The organism is Desulfovibrio sp. 1214_IL3152 (assembly GCF_036763055.1).
Taxonomy (GTDB): Bacteria; Desulfobacterota; Desulfovibrionia; order Desulfovibrionales; family Desulfovibrionaceae; genus Desulfovibrio.
Genome location: NZ_JBAIYW010000483.1, coordinates 1 through 18,742 on the forward strand (window position 1 = coordinate 1; position 18,742 = coordinate 18,742).

Genomic DNA, 18,742 nt, shown 5'->3' on the forward strand with positions numbered 1-18,742 from the left:
ACGGCCTCCGCTCCGGCCAGTACGGTTTCAAGGGGTACGAAACCGCATTGCAGCGAGCTTTGCTCTGAAAATATTTTGAGTACCGAGGTGTTTTTGATGGGCGTGGCCGCATCCTGGGCGATGGGCGAACGCTCCAGCGGCACGCCGTGGACGATCTGGTATCCGCCCACGCAGATGCGGCCCGAAGAGGGGTAGGACGGCACAAGCACGGCAAGGGATTCCTGATGCCCGTAGCTTTCGTCCATAGCCTTGACGGCGGCCTCTATTTCCGCGCCGATATTGCCCCGCAGGGTGGAGTCCACCCGTTTTGCCACCAGAGCCGGTTTTTCGGCGCAGAACATCTTGACCGCAGCATACACCGCGTCCCAGGCTTTTTGCGGCGAAAGCAGGCGGCTTTCGGCATTGAGAGACACTGCGGTAAAGGACGCAAAATACTGCGGGTCCCATTTATCAAGGCCCAGGCAGGTGGCGCTGGAAAAACCCTTGGCGGTAAGCAAGGCCCCATTGGCATTGGCGCCGGTAAAGTCGTCAGCGATTACAGCTATATTCATGTGGTTCTCCTGTTTTCCGGCAGCAGGCGAAAGACGGACGCCCGCCGGGGGGAGCTGGTCAGGAATCGGCGTACAGCAGGCTGGCTCCGGCGGCTTCAAGCTGCTGGCGCGCGCCTGCGGAAAGCCCGCAGTCCGTGATAATGCGGTAAAAGTCATCAACGCCCGCCACGCGCCAGGGGCTGAACTTGGCGTACTTGGAGGAGTCCACAAGCAGGATGCTTTTATCCGCGCTTTCCATAAGCTGAATCTTGCGGTGCATCTTTTCAGAGGAGCTGGTGGTCACGCCGCGTTCGGCTTCCCACACGTTGATGCCCACAAAGGCCAGGGTGGTGCGGATGCGGCGCAGGTACTCCATGCCTGAAACGTCGTTGCAGGCCCGGCTTACGGGGTCTACCCGGCCTCCGGTAAGAAAGACCTCGATATGCGCATGCCCTGACAGGAGCATGGCGATTTCAAGGTCGGGCGTGACCACGCTGAGGCGGCTGAGCGGCAACGACGGCAAAAGGCGCGCAAGCTCAAGGGTGGTGGTTCCCGCATCCAGGGAGATAAAGGCGTTGTCTTCGATAAAGCCGCAGGCGGCGCGGGCAATGTCGGCCTTGGCCTGGCGCATGCACGAAGCCTTGTGCGAACGCGGTATGTCGTGCGCCTCAAAACCAATGGGTACGGCTCCGCCCCAGGTGATCTCAAGCAGATTCTGCTCTTCCAGCGCTTTGAGGTCACGCCGGACGGTCATGATGGAAATACCCAGGATTTCGGCCAGTTCTCGCGTGTTGACAGCACCCTGGCTTTTGATGATGCGGGCCATTTTTTTACGTCGCTCAACCGGCAGCATGGCAAGTATCCTGTTTCGTTGGTATGTTGTTTTTTAGGATAATTTGTTAATTTTTGTTATCTTCGGTTGCGGGCATCGAGTCAAGAGGTTCAACGAAAAAAGCTCCGGATTTTTATCCGGAGCTTGAGTGCTATGAGTCTATGCTTGATATTTTGTTAAATTTTGTTTCCAGGGCGCCAGCGATGTTTTCTGTAACTTTTATCAGGCGGCAGTGCGGTATTTGCCCGCTTTCAGTTCATGCAGGTATTCCCTGTTCTTTTGCAGATAAAAGGTCAGCGCCCGCGAAAAATCCTTGCCGAGCAGGCCCTGCAAAAGTTCGGTTGTAATTTCACGTTCCAGACGCAGCAGGGAATGCAAGGCAAGGATGCCCTGTTTTTCCTCCACCGGGATGGCCGTGATTTTTTGCCAGAAAATCTGCCGGGCGCGGGGTTTGAAATACCACATGTACATCATGTCCAGCATGTGCTCCAGGGCCTGCCGTGCTGCCACCGGATCGCTCTTGTAGAGCTTTTTCCAGTAATCCTGAGGATGTTGCAGCATTTTTGCCAGATTGCGATGAGGAAACAGCAGCTCCTGGGTGGCGAGGCTTTTAAAAATCTGCGCAAACTTGCTGTCATAGTCGCTTTGTCGCATGCGCAGGTAATGGTTGCGGTCGGCAAAGCCCTCGATAATAGCCGCCACAATGTCTGAAGAGCACTTGGAAACGATGGCAGCGCAGTTTTGCAGCAGCATCATGGGGTCCGGCAACTGCATGAAGATGAAAAAATGCAGCAACCCGTGGCCGAGCAGCATGGATAACGGTATGGACAGGGCGCTGCGAAACAGGTTGCCGACCACGGCTTCCTTGGGCAGGCCCCGGAAGATGTTGTGGCCGGAAATGTAGATGCTGTTTACCAGCGCAATGACCGCATAGACCATGACGGCATTGTCCTGCACGGTTATGCCCAGCAGGTCTTCAAGCAGCCACAGGCGCACGGCCACTTCCAGCAGGGGAACGGATATGCCCGTGTACATGAGGGAGTCTGCCATGCGGCTCCAGCTCACATAGCGGTTCCAGGGCAGGAGCATGGACCGGCTGAAGGCCCCGCCGCCTACCATGGACTGGGCCACGTTGCGCACCGCCGTGATGGCAAACCAGAGCAGCGCGCCGAACCAGGTGAGCACCCACCAACTGCCCACATACCAGAACGCCCATTGCGCGGGCAGAAATCCCGCCAGAATTTTGAGCAGGTTGATCACGTCGCTGTTGACATAGGTGGGGTTCCAGGGGCTGACCTCAAAGGCGGGGCTGGCGCCGTCCTTGGGGTTTTCCCTGTTCATGCCCTTGGCGTCGACGCCGCCCAGGGTCACAAGATTGCCGTCCTGTCCCACTGTGGTGGTCTTTTTTTCAAGCCCCCACCCCCGCACGCAATGGCAGCCGAGATGGCGGAGACCGGGCAGGCGGCGCAGGCGTTTTATCCACCAGGGCTGGGCGTATGGCGGTTCGTGGTGCTGCACAAAACTGTAAATATCCGTATGCACGGGCAGGAGCAGGCGCTGTTCCTTGTCTTCCCGCGCAAGGGCGTCGCGCGCCTGCTGCGGCAGGGTTTCAACAAAGACAAGACCCATGCCGTGGGTATGGTGCGAACGGCTTGTGGAGTCCGTGCCGATGCGCGAACCCAGCGGGGCGGACGCATAGAATTCCTGAAGCCGGGGCAACTGGTCGAGCACGGCCTGTAACAGGGGGCGGCGCGAGGACTCTTCCGGCTCTTCCCGCACGATCTGGCGAACCACCTGCTTGAGGCGCAGGATGCTGCCTTCATTGATGGCCCGCTGCAGGCAGTTGATGGCTTCCACATGGGTAAGCTGGCCGCTGGTCCATTCCCGCAGATTGAAAAGCTCAAGATGGGTGATGTGGCCCTTGCCGCGCCACAGCAGTTCCAGAATGTCCTGGGGGGTCAGGCCCGCCAGGTTAAGCACCATCTGGCACGGGTGCAGGGGGATGAGCGATTCAAGCAGGGTCTCCGGTTCACGCAGCAGCACTTCGGGCAGGCTTTTGTGCGGCGTGTAGGGAAAGACCATGTCAGGGTTGGCCGTCGGACTCAGCCATTCGGCGCGGATGCTGTCGGGTACGAAGTCTTCAAGGCTTTCCACAAGGGTCTTGGCTGCGGCGCGCGCATCACCCTGCTGCTGTTCCATCTGTTGGCGCAGGCGGTTGGCGGCCTCATGAGCCAGCGGCGCCCACTGGGAAAAAATGTATTCTGCCAGATGCAGGGATGAAGGCTGCCGGTGGCCCACATAGGCCAGAAAATCGCCTTCTTTCAGCGGCTCGGGTGCGGGGATGCCCAGTTGTTCGGCCAGACGGGGCGCATGCGTGTTGTTCCAGGCCCGCAGCAGGCGCAGGGCATGTTCCTGCATCCAGGTGTTCACCGCGGCGTATTCCGACAGCACCCCGGCGATGTCGGGCCTGCGCAGCAGGTCGGCAAAGGCTCTCGGGCTGTTGATATCAAGGGGAACCCAGGTGAATTCCACCATCTTGTCGCCAAAGGACGCGCGAAACTCAATGCCGATGCGCACCGTGATGCCCATGATGCGCGCGGCGCGCAGCAGTTCTCCGGCGGCTTCGGGATCAACGGTATTGTAGTAGATGACCGTTAAAAAGCGGATGCCCTTGACCCATGCGTCCATGACCAGATGTGTGGGGCTTTTGCGGCCCTTGGTGTTGGCATCGTGGACGTGGTGGTCGAAGGCCTGCTGGTTCCAGGCCTCGGGCATTTCCAGCAGATGATAGCGGCAGAGCAGCTTGCGTATGATGCGCGGCGCGCCGCGCACGGCCTGATGAAATTCGTGGGCCAGAGGGAGCTGCAAATGGGTATGCGGGCTGGAACGCACAAGATCCTTCATGAGCTGGATGAGCACGCGCGCGGTATTTTTCTGCAAGGGGGAATGCACGGAATAGAGCACTTCGTCGTGCAGACGGCGCAGGGCGTGCAGCCTTTCCTGTGTTCCGCCGTCTTCAAGGCTTTCAAGCAGGATGATGACGGCGCGGGCCATGCGCAGGCCCGGTTCGGAGGTCAGTTCGATGACGCCGTTGGGGTGCAGGGCCGGGTCTGGCTGGGGCAGGGACTGGTTGTGCGCGCGCGCGGCGGAAAAGTCGTTGACGAGGCGGACGAGCTGATGGTCCTGGGGGTCAAAAAGCCACGGCGCGCAGTGCGCGGAGGCAGAATTCATGCCCGGCTGGTCGGCAGGTGATGTATGTTTTTTTTCAGTTCTGGAAGTATTCATTGTATTGCAATTCTTTACACCGGCTATCAAGAGATGCTGCGCGCGTTCGCCATGTTTGAACGCGACGGCCTTGGCCTTCGCCAGCGAGACACAAAACCCCCCTTATCTTGCGCGTAAGAGGGGCTGCAATGCCCTGCCGCGGGAAATGCGGCAGGGCCGGGGAGGAAGCTGGAGCCATTTCACCTTGAAATTGTTCTGCCGGCTGCGCCGGCAGAAGCCTCATGCGGGGTTGGCGCACGAAACCTGCGCCGTTAAGCGCGTAGCGGGCATAAAGCTTTGAGGGTGCATGCTCTCAAAGGCAGGACGCCCTAGAGTATTTAACACTTGAAATGCTCGCTTACGGCAGGCAAAAGACTGCCTTCTCGCATTTCGTGCAAGGATTTTCAAGAAAATCCTTGCAGAGCAGTGAACTCATTTCATTCGTTAACTGCTCTAGAGCAATTTCACTTTGAAATTGCTCTGGCGGCTGCGTGAGCAGTCGCCCGCCGCAAAGATGCAAGCGCAATTTACTTGCGCGGTTAAGCATCGAAGCGAGCGTGTCTTAAACTTTGAGAATGTACATTCTCAAAGTTAATCTGCTCTAGAACGAGTAGTGAAAGTTGAGGCCGACCTTGAACACGTTGGGATTATCGGGACGCTGCGCCCATTCGCGCCCGTATTTTACCCCGTCGGGGGCGGTATAGCTCCAGGTATCCTTGTCGAAATCCACATAAAGATACGATGCTTCAACAACAAGCTTGAGATTTTCGTAAATCTTGTATTCGGTATTCCAGTCCACTTCCATGGCCCAGTCATTGGTGGTCAGGTAGGAACCGATGGCCCCGGCCGGCGAGATGCCGTTGATGTTTTCTTTTAACAGATATTGTGATTCCGCGATCTTTTTGGGCATATTTGCGGAGTTGGTTCCCCGCATGTAGAGCACTTTAATGTGGCTTGTAAGGTCTTCCATCAGGGGGATTTCGCGCAATTGCAGCGCAAGGCCCCAGAGGCCAAGGGGCTGGTAGGCGAAAATGCCGTCATACGCGCCTGAAGCCGTGGTTCCCTTGAAGCCGGTGTGCGTGTACTCCCAGTTGCCCGACATGGCAGGCATGCGTTCCGAACCGTTGTTGAGGTTGTCGTCGTCGCCGGAACTGTACCAGGCAAAGATGCCGGGCGTACCCCAGTCAAGCCTGTATTCGGCAAGCATGCTTGCAAACCAGCCGCTGCGGTTATAGCGGTCGGCATCAAGAGGCCCGTGCTTGCCCAGTTTTTTGACCTTGCCGTTATCCTTGGTATAGGTCTCGTCGCGGTACATGCCGTTACCTTGCTTGTTGCCGTACATAAAGTCAAATTTCAGAATGAAGGGGTCGAAACGGTTGAGGTTTGCGGAAAGCCCGCCCCACCATGTGTACGTTTCGCCGCCGCCGTATTCGAGCAGCATGGGAGCCTTGCCCGTGCCTGTGTAAACGCCCATGCCTTCCTGAAGTTTTTTACGTGAGGTTTTGATAAAATTTTCGCTGTAATCCTTGTTGGGGTTGCGGCCGATGCCGTCGCCCATGGCGGCAAGGCCCACCCAGGGGGTCACGTTGAAACCGTCAAAACGCACGGGAAAAAGCAGGGCGAAAAAGTCGAGCGCATCGTTGTCGGGATGATCCGGATCATAGGCGGTGCCGTTATAGTATGACGGCGTTGTTTCAAGGGGGCTGTCGTTCAGCAGGCGTGCCCACATGGCCGTGACGGAAAAGTTTTCGTTGACGCGCGAAGAGGCCACAATGCCCGCGGCATCGTCATCCAGCACAAAGTTGCCGCTGGAGGCGAACAGGGGCAGCTTCATGCCCTGAATACCCATGCGCACCTTGATATCGCTACTGGGAACCTGCCAGTCAAGAAAGGCGCGCTTGAGCTTGATGAGGGTGCCGTCGGCTCCCAGGGCGCCGCCCATGGCACGGTTGTTTTTTTCTGCCTGCCCGTAGTAGATATCACCGATTTCAATGCCCACCGTGCCGGAAAGGGATTTGGACGCCTTGGCCTCAAGGTAAAGGCGCAGTCGTTCGCCGGCGGAAAAATCGTCTCCGGTGCTGCCTCCTGCGCGGCTGTTTACAAAGGCGCTGTTGGTCGCCACTTCGTAGGAAAAACTCCAGTAGCCCCTGATTTTGAAGTCAATGGCGCTGGCGGCGCTTACCCCTCCAAGCGTAAGTGCGGCAGCCAGAATCAATGTAGACAGCTTTTTCATCGGTATTCTCCATGCAATGACGCGGATGTGGTTTATCCAGTGTCAGGTTTGTCTCCCTGCCAGGCAGCAGATTGACCCTGTTCAGTCGCTTTGCGCTTTTTGGTGTCTTGCACGGAGCCTACAATATTTCAGCCAAGGCATGTAAATCAGAATTGCCAATGGGGAAGATAATGAAACGTTATCCATAAAATTTACCGGGACAAAACAGGCTGCTTTGACGTTGCGGCAGAGGCGCGGCATGGAGGCACAGTTGACAATCTCGTGCATCTGCATGAGCATTTGCGGACACTGAGCATTTTTTAACAAGGCCGGTTGATACCCGCATGAATATTGATCATTTGAAAACATTTCATAAAATTGCCGAAACCGGTAATTTTACCCAGGCCGCGCGCGACCTTTTTCTTACACAGCCCGCAGTGAGCATGCAGGTGCAGAGCCTTGAGAACAGCCTGGGCGTACCGCTGTTCGACCGTTCGCGGCGCAAGGTGAACCTTACAAGCGAGGGGCGTGTGCTCTATGAGTACACCCAGCGCATATTCAGTCTTGTCAATCAGATGCAGGACGAATTCCAGAGCCTCAGCCAGCTTGATACCGGCCGCCTCGTGCTCGGCGCTTCCGCCATCATGAGCGCCTATTACCTGCCCAGTTATATGGTGCTTTTTCATCAGCGTCATCCCGGCGTCACTCTGGATCTGGCTGTACACAATTCGCACGTCATTGCCGAAAAAGTGTATCGGGGAGAGCTGGAGATCGGTTTTTGCGGCTCATCGCCGTCGCATCCCAATCTTCGCGCGCATTTTCTGCACCGTGAGCCGCTTATTGTGGTTGCGGGGCGCAAGTCCGCCCTGGCGCAAAAGGACGGCCCGGTCTGTGCCGACGATCTGCTGGCGCACCCCTTTATCCTGCGGGAGCAGGGGACCCGCGTGACCAACAAGGTGCAGGAATGGTTTAAAACACATGCCGGTCGTCCCGAACGGCCGGCATTCATGACCGTGGATAATATGGAGGTTGCCAAGCAACTGGTGATCAACGGACTGGGGGTTACGGCCCTGCCGCGGTACGCGGCCGCCCTGGAACTGGCTGCGGGACAGCTGACGCAGTTGCGGCTGGAATCTTTTGACCTGCATGTGAACTATTCGCTGGTCTATATGGAAGGGCAGCGCCTGAGCCGTACGATAACGCATTTTCTGGCGCTGCTTTTTGAGCTTGGCGTACCTTTGCCCGAAGAAATTCTGTCGCGCCTGCCGTAGGACTGTCCGCCGTCTGCCTGCACCGGTCCAGCCGCGCCCGGCGGTGCGCCCGGCAGTGGGCACGAGTCAGACTGCTTTTTGCCGATACATTGCATTGAAAGCGCCCCGAACGGGGCGCTTTTTTACAGGCAACGGCTGATGCCTGCGCAGGGGGGGGGGACAATGGACAGTAAAACGTTGTCGGCTCGTTGTTTCCTAGAGCATTTAACACTTGAAATACTCACTTACGGCAGGCAAAAGCCTGCCTGCTCGCATTTCATGGCAAGGATTTTCCTGAAAATCCTTGCAGAGCAGTGAACTCATTTCATTCGTAAACTGCTCTAGCCGTCTCGGGCATAGGCCAGGGGCGGTTTCAAGAGTTACTTGCCCTAGTCGCTGATGTTGCGGGCCTGCGGAGAAAAATACACGCGGGGATTGCCGTCGGGGTCAAGGGCGGGTTTGTCGGCCTCGGTAATGACGGAGCGCTCAAACTGCAGGGCGGCATCACCGATGAGGCGGACGGCTTCGGTGCGGTCCAGCATGCCGTTGCTGCTCAGGTAGGGCTTTCCGTTCTTGTCCTTGCCCTTGTACGAGGTGAACCATGTCTGGAGTATGCTTGTCACGCCGGGAAACTGCTCGTCCAACTGCTTGACGCCACGTACTTTTTCAAAAGGCGAACCCACGGCGGCCATGACGATCTTGTTGTCTTCCTCGCCGCTGTCGTTGAGGGTCAGCACGCCCAGGGGCCGCGCTTTCAGGATGCTGCCCCTGGGTACGGCATCGCCAAGAACGATGACGTCAAGCGGGTCGCCGTCGCCGCCCAGTTCTTTGGCGAGAACGGTGCGCGGCACAAAACCGTAGTTGCCGGGGTAGGGCAGGTACTGCACGTAGCGGGGCTGGCCGTTTTTCTGCTCAAGAACCAGAAGGCCGGTGGTATGGTCTACCTCATACTTGGCCGTGGTTCCGGCGGGTATTTCAATGACCACATTGACGGTTCCGTCCGCATTGTGCGTCGGGTAGCCCGTAAGATAGTTTTTTTCTCCCTTGAATACGGCCTGCTGGGCGCGCGCTGCCGTTGTTTCGCCAAAAGACGCCGCAGGCATGGCAAGAAGGCATATGGCAAGAAGGAATATGAGTCTTTTCATTGCATCACGCTCCTGAATGGTAATGAATTTCCTTGGTATATCAAGGAGAACGAGCCTTTTACGCAGGGAGTGTACTATTATGGTACTCGACCGGAATAAAAGGCGAAGTTCGACACAGAGATACCGGGAAAGGCGCTCGTGACGACACTGTCTAGGACGGGTCGTCATTGTAGGCGGCCTTTTCAGGGGCCGGAACGCCCTTGGCGGTTTTGCCCGCCGGTTTGGCAGCCTCAGCGGGCGCTGCGCCGGAAGCTGCCCCGGGGGCAACGGCATCAAGCGAAAGATGCTGGTACTGCGGTATGTCGAAATGGGGAGGCTTGACGCCGGGAACAACCAGAATGTGGGCGTTTTTTTTGCTTTCCGGGTCTTCATAGCGCATATCGGGGCTTTTGCGCAGAGGTTCGCTCACGTAGTCCGGGGCATAGCCCAGCAGGTAGGCCGCTCCCTTGCACCAGGGCTGGCTGCCGGGATCAATGGTCTCCTGCATGAGTACAAAGGCATTGAGCAGTTGTTCCGGCGTGCGGTCAATATTGCGTTTGGAATAGCGGCCGGACTTGTTGTTGACGAGCCAGCACCCGTTTTTACGGTCGTTGATTATTTCGCCGCTGATGCGGCCGGGGCCGCCTGCCGTACCGGACACATGGCCGTAGTTTTCGGTAGTGCCGGCTTTGCGCTGCGACTTGTCCTCGGGGCGGAAAAAGCCGTTGGGGTAGGTGCGCCCGTAAGGATGCGGGGCTTCTTCAATAAGGGCCACGCCGCCTTCGGGGGTGATGACGTAGTTGTAAACGGGCCTTTTGACGTCAAGCACGGCGTGAGCGTCTCTGGTGGCTACCTGAAGGTAGGGATTGAGCAGAACATTGTGCTCCTTGTCGGCCTCGTAGTGCTTGATGTAGGACGGTCTGTTGGCAATGCCGTAAAGGGCGTCAAGGTTGTCGGCGGCCAGGGCTGTTCCCTGTATGAGGCAGAATGCGCCAAGAAGAATCAGAGTTTTTTTCATCGTCTTGCTCCTTGTGGTTAGCTCTTACAGCGGTTGGTCAAGCAGCACGCGCACCTTGGAGCCGAGCCATTTGTGCACGTCCTTCAGGGCCAGCTTTTCTCCCAGCCGGGCGTTGAGAGCCTGCATGAGCTTTTCGCCGGCCTTGTGGGCTTCGGCTTGCTTGCTGAAGTCGCCGTCATACCCAAAGGAAAAATCGTAAACAAAGGGCGCGCCGTCCTGGGTGCGCGACCATGCCTCCATTGATACGGCAAGGGGCTTGTCCAGGCCGGGCAGTTCCATATGCCCCGGGCGGCAGCGCACGGCGTAGGCCACATGGGCCGTCAGCCTGGTGTCGGCGGGCAGGCCCAGCTTGAGCAGTTCCGGCACATAGGCGCCGAAGTCGGCCAGATTCATGTCGCCGAGTTCGCCCCGCGTAAGGCTGAAGTTGGCGGACTTGTCCAGATAGCTGACAAGCTGGCCGTTTTTGCCGATGCCGATATTGTCCTCCACCGTGGTTTTGCTTTTCACGCCTTTTGTTTCCAGCTTGGCGGCGAGGACCTTGGAGAAAGGACCGTTGAGGCTTTTGACAGAGACGCGCAGCGGACTTGCGGGGTAGCCGCGCTGGTAGTTGGTGGTGACGCGGATGAGATAGCCTTTTTTCCACAGGGCCAGGTCCGGCGTGTCAAAGTAGGTTTTGACCGTCGGGGCCAGGGCAAAGGGGTCTTTCTTTTTTTCCGTCATGACAATGTGCAGCGAGTCCGCCACGGCCTTGGTCAGGTTCCAGATTTCCCTGAATGCCTCGGTGACGTCGGCATTCACTTTTTCAGGGGCTACAAGGAATTTGTATTCCCGGCCGGTGACTTCCTTTGTCTGCCCTTTCCACTGTGAAAGATTTTGCTGATACAGGTCCGCGGCGCCTGCCGGAAAGGCGGCCATAAAACCCATCAATAACAGTAAGCCGAGCATCTTGCGCATAAGTGCCTCCGTTGGAGGTTGTCGCGCGCGGGGCGCGCTACCAGAGCCTGCTGTCAAAACCCATGAGGGGCATGACGTACTGCGTCCACAGGACGAGCATGAGCACGCAGGCCACAAGCTGGAACATGCCGAATTTGAACGATTCCCAACTGGTGTACTGGTTTGTGAGGTAACTGATGTTGGCCGGTTTGGAGTTGAAATAGAGCACGTAAACCTGGTTGATAAGAAAAGCCATAGGCAGGCAGAAGCCTATGACGTCCCAGCCGAATTTTTTTGCCACGCTGATGATGATGGGAAAAAGCACGATGGTGCGGGCTGTCTTGCTTTCGCTCACAAGGGTCGTCAGGGCGAAGAGCGATGCCAGCAGGGCGAATACCGCCACCTTGGGCAGGGATGCCGCGTCCCACGTATCCAGCGAATAGTGCATCCACAGGCCCACGATGTCTGTTTTGTCCATAAGGCCGCCCAGCACGTAGGCCCCCCAGCTGAACATGAGCATGTGCCAGGGAATGTCCGCATCATTCCATTTGATGACGCCGATACGGGGCAGTTTGCACACGGCGGGCATGAGCACGGCAATGGCCCCCATAAGCGCGGTGACCTCGGCCCGGATGCCGTGATAGCGGTCAGTACCCCAGAGCAGCAGCACCGTCAGGAAGACTATGCCCGCACGTATTTCAGCCGACGAAACCGGCCCAAGCTTGACAAGTTCCTGCTGCAGGCGTTCGTGGCCCCCGGCCAGCTTGGGTTTGGAATCTTCCTTGCGGATGGGGAACAGCCAGCGGGTGCCTGTGTACCAGGCAAAGGCGCACTGGATGATGGAAAGAGGCAGAAGCGCCATGAGCCAGTCGCTGTAATAGACCTTGTAGCCTGCGTTTTCGAGCAGTTGAGCCGCCAGCAGGTTGGCTGCCGAGCCGGTGATGAAGGCAGAGGCGGAAACGTTGTTTGCCAGCAGGTTTTGCAGCACCATGTTGCGGCCCACGTTATTGCGGTTTTCGCCGCCGGTAGAGCCGTACATGGCTGAAATGACCATAAAGAGCGGAAGAAGCAGGGCGGTTTTTGCCGATGTGGCGCTGATGAACGCGCCAAGAAGCAGATTCAGCGCGATAAAGCAGGCCAGTATGAGCGTGACGTTATTGCCCATGGACAGGACGACATAAAGGCATATCCGCTTGGCAAGGCCCGTGACCACAAGGGCGCTGGCCATGATAAAGCTCGCGATGTTGAGAATCATCACGGGTTCGCCCAGCATGGCAAAGGCCGGGCGCATCTTCATGACGCCGGTTAGTATGGTTGCTACAATAATAAGAAACGAAGTCAGATAATTGGGTATGGCTTCGGAAAGCCAGAGAACAAGAGAAGAAACAAAAATGCCCAGCGCCGCATAGCAATGTTCGGGCGGAACTTTTGTCTGTTCTTCAAATACGCCGATGGGACCGCACCATTGCAGGTAAAAATAAAGAAAGGAAATGATGCCCAGTGGAACGCCCGCAAACTTGATGCGGTTCATCCATGCGCCGCCCTTGAGCTCCGGGAGCTTTTCAAGGGAGTAATTGCTGATGTCCAAGGGGTCAAATGCCTTGGTGCTTGCTGCTTGCGACACGCTGCCTCCTTGATCTGCGGCCTTCCCAAAGGCCACGGGAGAGACGGGCCTTTGGGAAGGTGCTGAAGCACCGCCGGGGAGTGAGAAAACGGCGGCTGCTCCAGCAGATTACTCCATACCTACGACACGGCGTGCGGCCTTGAGATAGTTGGTATTGGGAAGATCAGCGATGCCCAGACCCTCCACCGACTTTTTCATGCCCGCGTAATTTTCGCTTTCGCAGCAGGCCGATTCGAGCAGCGCGCCGTTGAACCATACTTGGGCGTACTCGCAGATAATGCCGTCGACCGTGAAGCCGTAGCGCATTTTTTCTACGCTTACGGCGGCCATGTCCGGATGCTTGCGCACCATTTCGATAAATTCTTCAATGCCGTACTGCTCTTTGGCAAGGGGCATGTCTACCTTGAGGTGAGAGAGAATCACCGCCAGGTCGGATTTGGAGACGGGAAACTGAAATTTGCCGCGTGGCTGAAAAATTTCGTATCCTTCAGGAGTTTCGCCCACCTTGGTCTTGATATCCAGCAGGCCGTCGCGCACCTTGACGTTGGCTTCGGTGGTGTGCGCCGAAAGAAAATATGTTTCGGCAGGCATTTTGCGGGCCTTGAAAAGTACCGCGCCGCAGTCCCACATCTTTTTTTTGACCGTGTCGAGGATGCCGTGCCCGAAAACGCGAAATTCGGCGCGCGGAACGATCTTTTCGGCTTCAGCCGCGGTGGTGGATACGTTTTTAGCAAAGACGTCAGCCATGAAAGTGCTCCTTTCTACCAGCGGGTAAAGGGATGTTTGATGAGATTGGAATTGAAGTAGCGGGGATCGCCTGTTACTTCTTCACCTATCCAGTCGGGTTTGCCGAACTGCTGGTCTTCGCTGGTCAGCTCGATTTCAGCCACGATAAGCCCCTGGTTGTCACCGAAGAACTCGTCAATTTCCCAGGTAAATTCACCTTGTCTGATTTTGTAGCGCTTTTTTTCGATCAGCGGCTTTTCGGCCAGGTCGTCCAGAAGAGCGTTGCAGTCAGCAAAGGGAATTTCATACTCATACTCAGCCCTGGTGGCGCCCACCGTGATGCCCTTGATGGTCAGAAACGCCTTGTCGCCCACGGTGCGCACGCGCACGGTGCGCTCCTTGGCGCTGTTGAGGTAGCCCTGGCGGTACATGGTACCCTCGGCCAGAGCGCGCCATGCTTCTCCCTTTATGAGGAACTTGCGTTCAATTTCTTTAGCCACTGTCATTCTCCTTGGATTTCATGAAAACGTCCCGTTGACGTTTGTGCTAACGTATCGCTGACGGGTAAAAGTTAAAAATCAGAAGTGTCTGCATTGTCCATAAGCTATACTTATGGATCATGCGATGACGGCGCTTCGGTATAAGATGCGCTTATGTATTGCATCCGCCGATTTTATTGTACAAAAGCGTGCTGCGTGTGGCATGGTTGCGCCAAATAATTTCAGTAGCCGCAAGGAGTTCCTATGTACAGACTGACCGCTCTGCTGGTAATGGGGCTTTTGTTTTCCGCATCTATGGCGTCGGCTGCCGGGCCGGGCCATTATGAAAAAAATGTGGCGGCCTGGAAGCCCCACGGGGCCGTGAACGGCCTTGAGTACAAAATGGCCCTGAACCCGGCGCTGTTCAATACGGACAAAGCCAAGGCATCGTTCAAAAAACTCTGGGAGGCCCTGTCTGCCGCATCCGCAAAAAACGGTTTCGTGCTGACACGGTCAGAGAAGGACAAGCTGCGCCTGCGCGCAAGAAGCTATTATGACACGGAAAATCTCGCCCTGCGCGATGCGGGCTTTGTGGTGCGGATCACCACCAACTACAAGAAAGACGGCAGCGCCAAGGACGGCAGAAGGCTGACCGTAAAAACATCCGGCAAAGACCCCGCCTTTATCCTGGGTACGCCGCTGAGCCCTGTGGGCGTCAAGGGCGAGATTGCCGCTGAAGATCACCCGTATCTTGACACCCAGGGCAATATGGGCAGCCGTTTGGAAAAAAGTGTGAACATACGCGGCGAGGAACACACCTTCGGCGATCTCGACCGCCCGCAGTTGCATCAGTTTTCGCGTTTTGTGCCTGCACTGGCCAAGAGCGGCCTTGCCCCTGAAACGCCTCTCAAGCCCGTAACGGTCTGCACCTATTCCGCCAAGATGGGTTTCGTGGATCTGGCCGGCGTTGAGGCAGAGATAACCTTTGAGGCGTGGACGCCGCGCTGGGGCGGAGAGCCCATCGCGCTGGAAGTTTCTGTGGGCATTGAAGATCAGGATTACTATACCATTCCCAAGGTTGTGGCCGCCGGGGACGAGTTTTACCGCAAGGTGCTCGTGCAGGGGCTTGCCCACATGAAGCTGCCTGATGGCGGCCAGTTCGGTGGTTCCAAACTCAAGATGCTGCGGGATATGCAATAGCGTTTGCGGGAAAGGCATGCATCAGGACCAATGTAAAAAGCGGGGTGAACCCCGCTTTTTACATTGTGGCACATGGCCTGGCGTCATTTTTTGTCAGCACCCAGGGCCGCTGCCTGCACGGCTTTGGCGTGTCGTGTCCACGGCCGCAGCGTGCCGGAGTTTTCCGGCAGTGTGCCGTCCGTTGTCTTCTGGTTGCCGATCAGCCGCTGTTAGCCGGGCGTTCCCTGCGCGGCGGAGAGTTTGCCGCTTGCCTTCAGCAGTTCCACCAGAAGGCCCAGGGCCTGCTTGCCTTCGTCGCTTCGCAGCGCTCCGGCCACGCCGAATATGCCTGTGGGCTTGACATTGGACGTATCAATCTCGCTCATGAGGTCCATAAGCGTGTTTATCTTGCTTTGCAGCCTGGGATCGGCAAGACGTTGCAGCAGACCTATGGCAAAGGTGAGGCCCTCTCCGGTCTTTGCAATGTCTTCGGGACTCAGGGCGTCCAGCATGGTTCCGCCTGCGTTCTTGAGGGCGGAAGCTTTGGCGAACACGCCGTCCTGTTCCCATTTGCCCATCTTTTCAACGATATGGGGAAATGTCGGGCCGAGGGCCGGGTGGAGAACGTGCCACAGATCGGTGGCGTTTTCCAACTGGTCAAGCAGCCACGTGATTCTGGGGACGGTGAGCAGTCCCTTTCTGACCAGATCCAGGATGTCGTCGAGGGTAACTCTGCCGTTAAGGGATTCCATCTCTTCGACGGCAAGGCGAAACGCATGGTTGCCGATGGGCGTCAACTGCTCGATCAGCATTTTACTGTTTTCTTTGGCCGCTTGAAGGTCCGTGAGCTTTTCTTCAATGGCATCAAGCCGTTCGAGAATTTTTTCTTCAGGTGTCATAGCGTCCCCCAGCCTACTTGTTTCTCAGCAAGGAGGTGTCTTTGCCTGCAAGATACATGTTTGGCTCAAACGGCAACTCATGTCCCTTGAGCATGAGATTGTAATACACCCACTTGAACATGAGCTTGCCCCAATAGTTTATATGACTCTCACCCAGCAGCTCAAAGGGGCCGACGCCGGGCAGCGGAAACATGCCGGGCAGCGGCTCGATGGCGTAGCTGAAGTCAATAAGCGACGCTTTTTCAAAGCCCGTAACAATAAAGCAGTTGGTGTGGCCGTCAAACTTGTAGTAATTGTCCGTGCCTTCAATGTCGGACATCATGTTCTGGGCAATGACGTCCACTTCAAAGTGGGCTACAGAACCTGCCTTGGATGCCGGAACGTTGGTGGCATCGCCGATGATGTACATATTTTCAAATTTCTTTGCCCGCAACAGTTCCTTGTCCGTATCGACGTAGCCTGTCACGTCGGAAATTTCGGATTCAATAAGGAACTGCTGCCCCAGGTTGGGGGGAATGGTCACCAGCAGGTCGTAGTTGATCTCGTCGCCGGTTACCGAGGTAATGACGGAGCGGTCGGCTTCAACGCTGTCCACACTCCAGTTTGTGGTAACCTTGATGCCCTTTTTTTCGCAAAGCGCACCAAGAATGTTGTTTGCCACAGGCTTGGTAAACGCGCCCGTAAGGGGAGTGACAAGCTCAATTTCCACATGGTCGCGCACACCCATCTTTTGCAGATACCAGTCGGCCATGTACACAAATTCCAGCGGGGCCACAGGACACTTGATGGGCGTTTCGCAAATGTGAAGAACCAGTCTTCCTTTTTTGAAATGCTTCATCTTGCCATAAAGGGCTTCCGCACCGTCGTGGGTGTAGAAGTTGTGGATTTTTCCGCCCCAGTCATCCAGAAGGCCGGGCACTTCATCGGGGGCGATTCTTGCGCCCGATGCAATGATGATCCAGTCATAGGTGTGCGTGCTGTTTTTGCACTCGACTTTACGCGCAATGGGATCAACGGCGTTGATCGTGTCTATGACAAAATTGACGCCACGGGCGATAAAGTCTTTTTTGGGGCGAACGCAGCCCTGCGGCGTGTCTACTCCAAAGGGAACCAGCAGCCAGCCCGGCTGGTAGTGATGCACGGGGTCTCTATCTATAAGAGTGATTTCCCACTCACGTTCGCTTAACAGTTTTCTCATTTTTGTGGCTATCATGGTTCCACCAGCGCCAGCACCAAGAATAAGCAATTTTTTCATCTAGTTGACTCCAATTGAGAGATAGAGCGTTTTGCCTTTGACGGTCTGCACCCACTACGTTAAGCAGATATTTATGCGGCTGATATCCTAGTTGTGGGGTATTATTTCCGTCCTAGCATAAAAAAATCGAATATGCACCATATAAACCAATAAAACTGGGTGAGTATGCTTTAATTAATACTAAATTAGTGTGTTTATATGGGATGGAGGAGTGTTGGCGGTCGCAAAATGGCCGCAAAAGCAAAAGCGGTCACCTGCATAACTACAGATAACCGCTTGAAAATCTCTGGTCGGAGCGACTGGATTCGAACCAGCGACCCCCTGCTCCCAAAGCAGGTGCGCTACCAAGCTGCGCCACGCTCCGCAGGAATGCGCCGTGGCAAATATCGGCGCATGATCGTTGGTCCGAGGGAGCAAGCAGTGTTGCCCGCGCATCGGGCCGGACAGGTTCCGGCGTACCCGCGATCTTTGTAAAAAAAATGCCCTTTCCAAAAAACAGGTTTTGCACAGGGACACTGCGCTGACGGTTTAACCATTTTGCTGTGGCCCATGTCAAGCCCTGCTGTTGCGTGTCTGGGGGCTTACGGGGGCAGTCCGGGGTTGTGCAGGCCGTTTGCCGTACCCTGTTAGAGTGCTTTCAACGTGAAACTGCTCTGGCGGCTGTGCCGGTTTATTGGGGTTGAAGCTCAGAAGGAAAAGAAGAAACGTCCGCAGGGCTAACCTCGCGGACGTTTCCAAAAAAAGAAAATTTGTGGGGCGAAAGATGGGACTTGAACCCACGGCCACCTGGGCCACAACCAGGTGCTCTACCTACTGAGCTACTTCCGCCACAGAAAAATTCTTATAGACAGGATAAATCATTTTGGCAAGCTTTTTTTGCATTGCCGCAGCTCTGGATTTTATCTAGAAAAAAAACTACACTGCGCCAACCGTCGCAGGGGCGGCCTGCGGCCATCTTTTCGACCGCTGCCGCGGCAGGTCTGCCATCCCGCCCGCTACCTGCGCATGGCTGATTTTCGCCCGTCTTGGGTTGGCCCGGTGACCGGGCCGGATTTTTGCGGCCACACGCATAAAAAATATTCCGGGGATATATAATGGATAAATTGGTCATTGAAGGCGGTGTGCCGCTTACGGGCAGTATTGAAGTAAGTGGCTCCAAAAATGCGGCCCTGCCGATTCTTTTTGCCGCCATCCTGCCCGACCAGCCGGTTACCATTACCAATGTTCCTGACCTTCGCGATATTCACACCACCCTCAATCTGCTCAGGGTGCTTGGCTGCGACTGCGAGTATGAAAACGGGCAGGTGCGCGTTGTTCCCGGCAGCCTGTTGCCCGAGGCCCCGTACGACCTTGTGCGCACCATGCGGGCATCGGTTCTCTGTCTGGGGCCGCTGCTTGCCCGCATAGGCCAGGCCCG

General features: G+C 56.3%; 14 protein-coding genes, 2 tRNA genes and 1 pseudogene. 3 read left to right on the plus strand and 14 right to left on the minus strand.

All coding sequences use genetic code 11. The annotated features are described in order from the left end of the window. The 4 genes from V6C07_RS10245 to V6C07_RS10260 form a co-directional block, all read right to left on the minus strand. On the minus strand, positions 1–551 hold a 551-nt coding region (locus V6C07_RS10245), incomplete at its 3' end, for a four-carbon acid sugar kinase family protein (protein ID WP_333536357.1). Between the two features lie 58 nt (positions 552–609). Further along, positions 610–1,383: a DeoR/GlpR family DNA-binding transcription regulator gene (locus V6C07_RS10250; protein ID WP_333536359.1), complete on the minus strand. Its 774-nt coding sequence runs from the start codon at positions 1,381–1,383 to the stop codon at positions 610–612. Between the two features lie 201 nt (positions 1,384–1,584). Continuing rightward, the gene (locus V6C07_RS10255; protein WP_333536360.1) at positions 1,585–4,593 is read right to left on the minus strand and encodes a hypothetical protein; all 3,009 of its coding nucleotides are present in this window, start codon (positions 4,591–4,593) and stop codon (positions 1,585–1,587) included. A 634-nt stretch (positions 4,594–5,227) separates the two neighbouring features. Beyond that, positions 5,228–6,859, minus strand: coding sequence for an outer membrane homotrimeric porin (locus tag V6C07_RS10260; RefSeq protein ID WP_333536361.1), 1,632 nt, complete (start codon positions 6,857–6,859; stop codon positions 5,228–5,230). Between the two features lie 323 nt (positions 6,860–7,182). On the opposite strand from V6C07_RS10260, the gene V6C07_RS10265 reads away from it, so the two are divergent. Further along, positions 7,183–8,109, plus strand: a complete 927-nt coding sequence (locus tag V6C07_RS10265) for a LysR family transcriptional regulator (protein WP_333536362.1) — start codon at positions 7,183–7,185, stop codon at positions 8,107–8,109. Between the two features lie 368 nt (positions 8,110–8,477). Here V6C07_RS10265 and V6C07_RS10270 read toward each other — a convergent pair whose 3' ends face one another. The 6 genes from V6C07_RS10270 to V6C07_RS10295 form a co-directional block, all read right to left on the minus strand. After that, the gene (locus tag V6C07_RS10270; protein WP_333536364.1) at positions 8,478–9,233 is read right to left on the minus strand and encodes an inorganic diphosphatase; all 756 of its coding nucleotides are present in this window, start codon (positions 9,231–9,233) and stop codon (positions 8,478–8,480) included. A 151-nt stretch (positions 9,234–9,384) separates the two neighbouring features. Beyond that, complete coding sequence (locus V6C07_RS10275) at positions 9,385–10,230, minus strand: hypothetical protein (RefSeq protein ID WP_333536366.1); 846 nt, start codon at positions 10,228–10,230, stop codon at positions 9,385–9,387. 24 nt (positions 10,231–10,254) lie between these two features. Further along, a complete protein-coding gene (locus tag V6C07_RS10280) occupies positions 10,255–11,184 on the minus strand; it encodes a hypothetical protein (RefSeq protein ID WP_333536368.1) in 930 nt (309 codons plus the stop codon). 37 nt (positions 11,185–11,221) lie between these two features. Next, positions 11,222–12,787, minus strand: coding sequence for an SLC13 family permease (locus V6C07_RS10285; RefSeq protein ID WP_333536369.1), 1,566 nt, complete (start codon positions 12,785–12,787; stop codon positions 11,222–11,224). Positions 12,788–12,895: 108 nt separating this feature from the next. Continuing rightward, a complete protein-coding gene (locus V6C07_RS10290) occupies positions 12,896–13,534 on the minus strand; it encodes a hypothetical protein (RefSeq protein WP_333536370.1) in 639 nt (212 codons plus the stop codon). Between the two features lie 14 nt (positions 13,535–13,548). Next, positions 13,549–14,013 (minus strand): CYTH domain-containing protein, encoded by a 465-nt coding sequence (locus V6C07_RS10295; protein WP_012625470.1) that lies wholly within the window; start codon positions 14,011–14,013, stop codon positions 13,549–13,551. Positions 14,014–14,256: 243 nt separating this feature from the next. Here V6C07_RS10295 and V6C07_RS10300 point away from each other — a divergent pair, with 243 nt between their 5' ends. Beyond that, entirely contained in the window at positions 14,257–15,192 is a 936-nt protein-coding gene (locus tag V6C07_RS10300; protein WP_333536373.1) for a hypothetical protein, read from the plus strand. 209 nt (positions 15,193–15,401) lie between these two features. Here the strand turns inward: V6C07_RS10300 and V6C07_RS10305 are convergent, their stop codons facing one another. The 4 genes from V6C07_RS10305 to V6C07_RS10320 all read right to left on the minus strand — a co-directional run bounded on the left by V6C07_RS10305 (position 15,402) and on the right by V6C07_RS10320 (position 18,153). Further along, a complete protein-coding gene (locus V6C07_RS10305) occupies positions 15,402–16,070 on the minus strand; it encodes a DUF1641 domain-containing protein (RefSeq protein ID WP_333536375.1) in 669 nt (222 codons plus the stop codon). Between the two features lie 13 nt (positions 16,071–16,083). Further along, complete coding sequence (gene sqr / locus V6C07_RS10310) at positions 16,084–17,325, minus strand: type III sulfide quinone reductase, selenoprotein subtype (RefSeq protein ID WP_333536376.1); 1,242 nt, start codon at positions 17,323–17,325, stop codon at positions 16,084–16,086. A gap of 287 nt (positions 17,326–17,612) precedes the next feature. After that, positions 17,613–17,689 (minus strand) — tRNA-Pro (locus V6C07_RS10315). 388 nt (positions 17,690–18,077) lie between these two features. After that, positions 18,078–18,153, minus strand: a tRNA-His gene (locus V6C07_RS10320). 266 nt (positions 18,154–18,419) lie between these two features. On the opposite strand from V6C07_RS10320, the pseudogene V6C07_RS10325 reads away from it, so the two are divergent. Continuing rightward, positions 18,420–18,742, plus strand: a pseudogene (locus V6C07_RS10325) (UDP-N-acetylglucosamine 1-carboxyvinyltransferase); the annotation flags it as partial.

Bases quoted from the DNA above. Each gene is read 5' to 3' on its own strand.
- V6C07_RS10260 (WP_333536361.1), bottom strand. From the start codon at position 6,859: ATGAAAAAGCTGTCTACATTGATTCTGGCTGCCGCACTTACGCTTGGA.
- sqr (WP_333536376.1), bottom strand. From the start codon at position 17,325: ATGAAAAAATTGCTTATTCTTGGTGCTGGCGCTGGTGGAACCATGATA.
- V6C07_RS10265 (WP_333536362.1), top strand. From the start codon at position 7,183: ATGAATATTGATCATTTGAAAACATTTCATAAAATTGCCGAAACCGGT.
- V6C07_RS10305 (WP_333536375.1), bottom strand. From the start codon at position 16,070: ATGACACCTGAAGAAAAAATTCTCGAACGGCTTGATGCCATTGAAGAA.
- V6C07_RS10280 (WP_333536368.1), bottom strand. From the start codon at position 11,184: ATGCGCAAGATGCTCGGCTTACTGTTATTGATGGGTTTTATGGCCGCC.
- V6C07_RS10255 (WP_333536360.1), bottom strand. From the start codon at position 4,593: ATGAATTCTGCCTCCGCGCACTGCGCGCCGTGGCTTTTTGACCCCCAG.
- V6C07_RS10270 (WP_333536364.1), bottom strand. From the start codon at position 9,233: ATGAAAAGACTCATATTCCTTCTTGCCATATGCCTTCTTGCCATGCCT.
- V6C07_RS10275 (WP_333536366.1), bottom strand. From the start codon at position 10,230: ATGAAAAAAACTCTGATTCTTCTTGGCGCATTCTGCCTCATACAGGGA.
- V6C07_RS10250 (WP_333536359.1), bottom strand. From the start codon at position 1,383: ATGCTGCCGGTTGAGCGACGTAAAAAAATGGCCCGCATCATCAAAAGC.
- V6C07_RS10300 (WP_333536373.1), top strand. From the start codon at position 14,257: ATGTACAGACTGACCGCTCTGCTGGTAATGGGGCTTTTGTTTTCCGCA.
- V6C07_RS10290 (WP_333536370.1), bottom strand. From the start codon at position 13,534: ATGGCTGACGTCTTTGCTAAAAACGTATCCACCACCGCGGCTGAAGCC.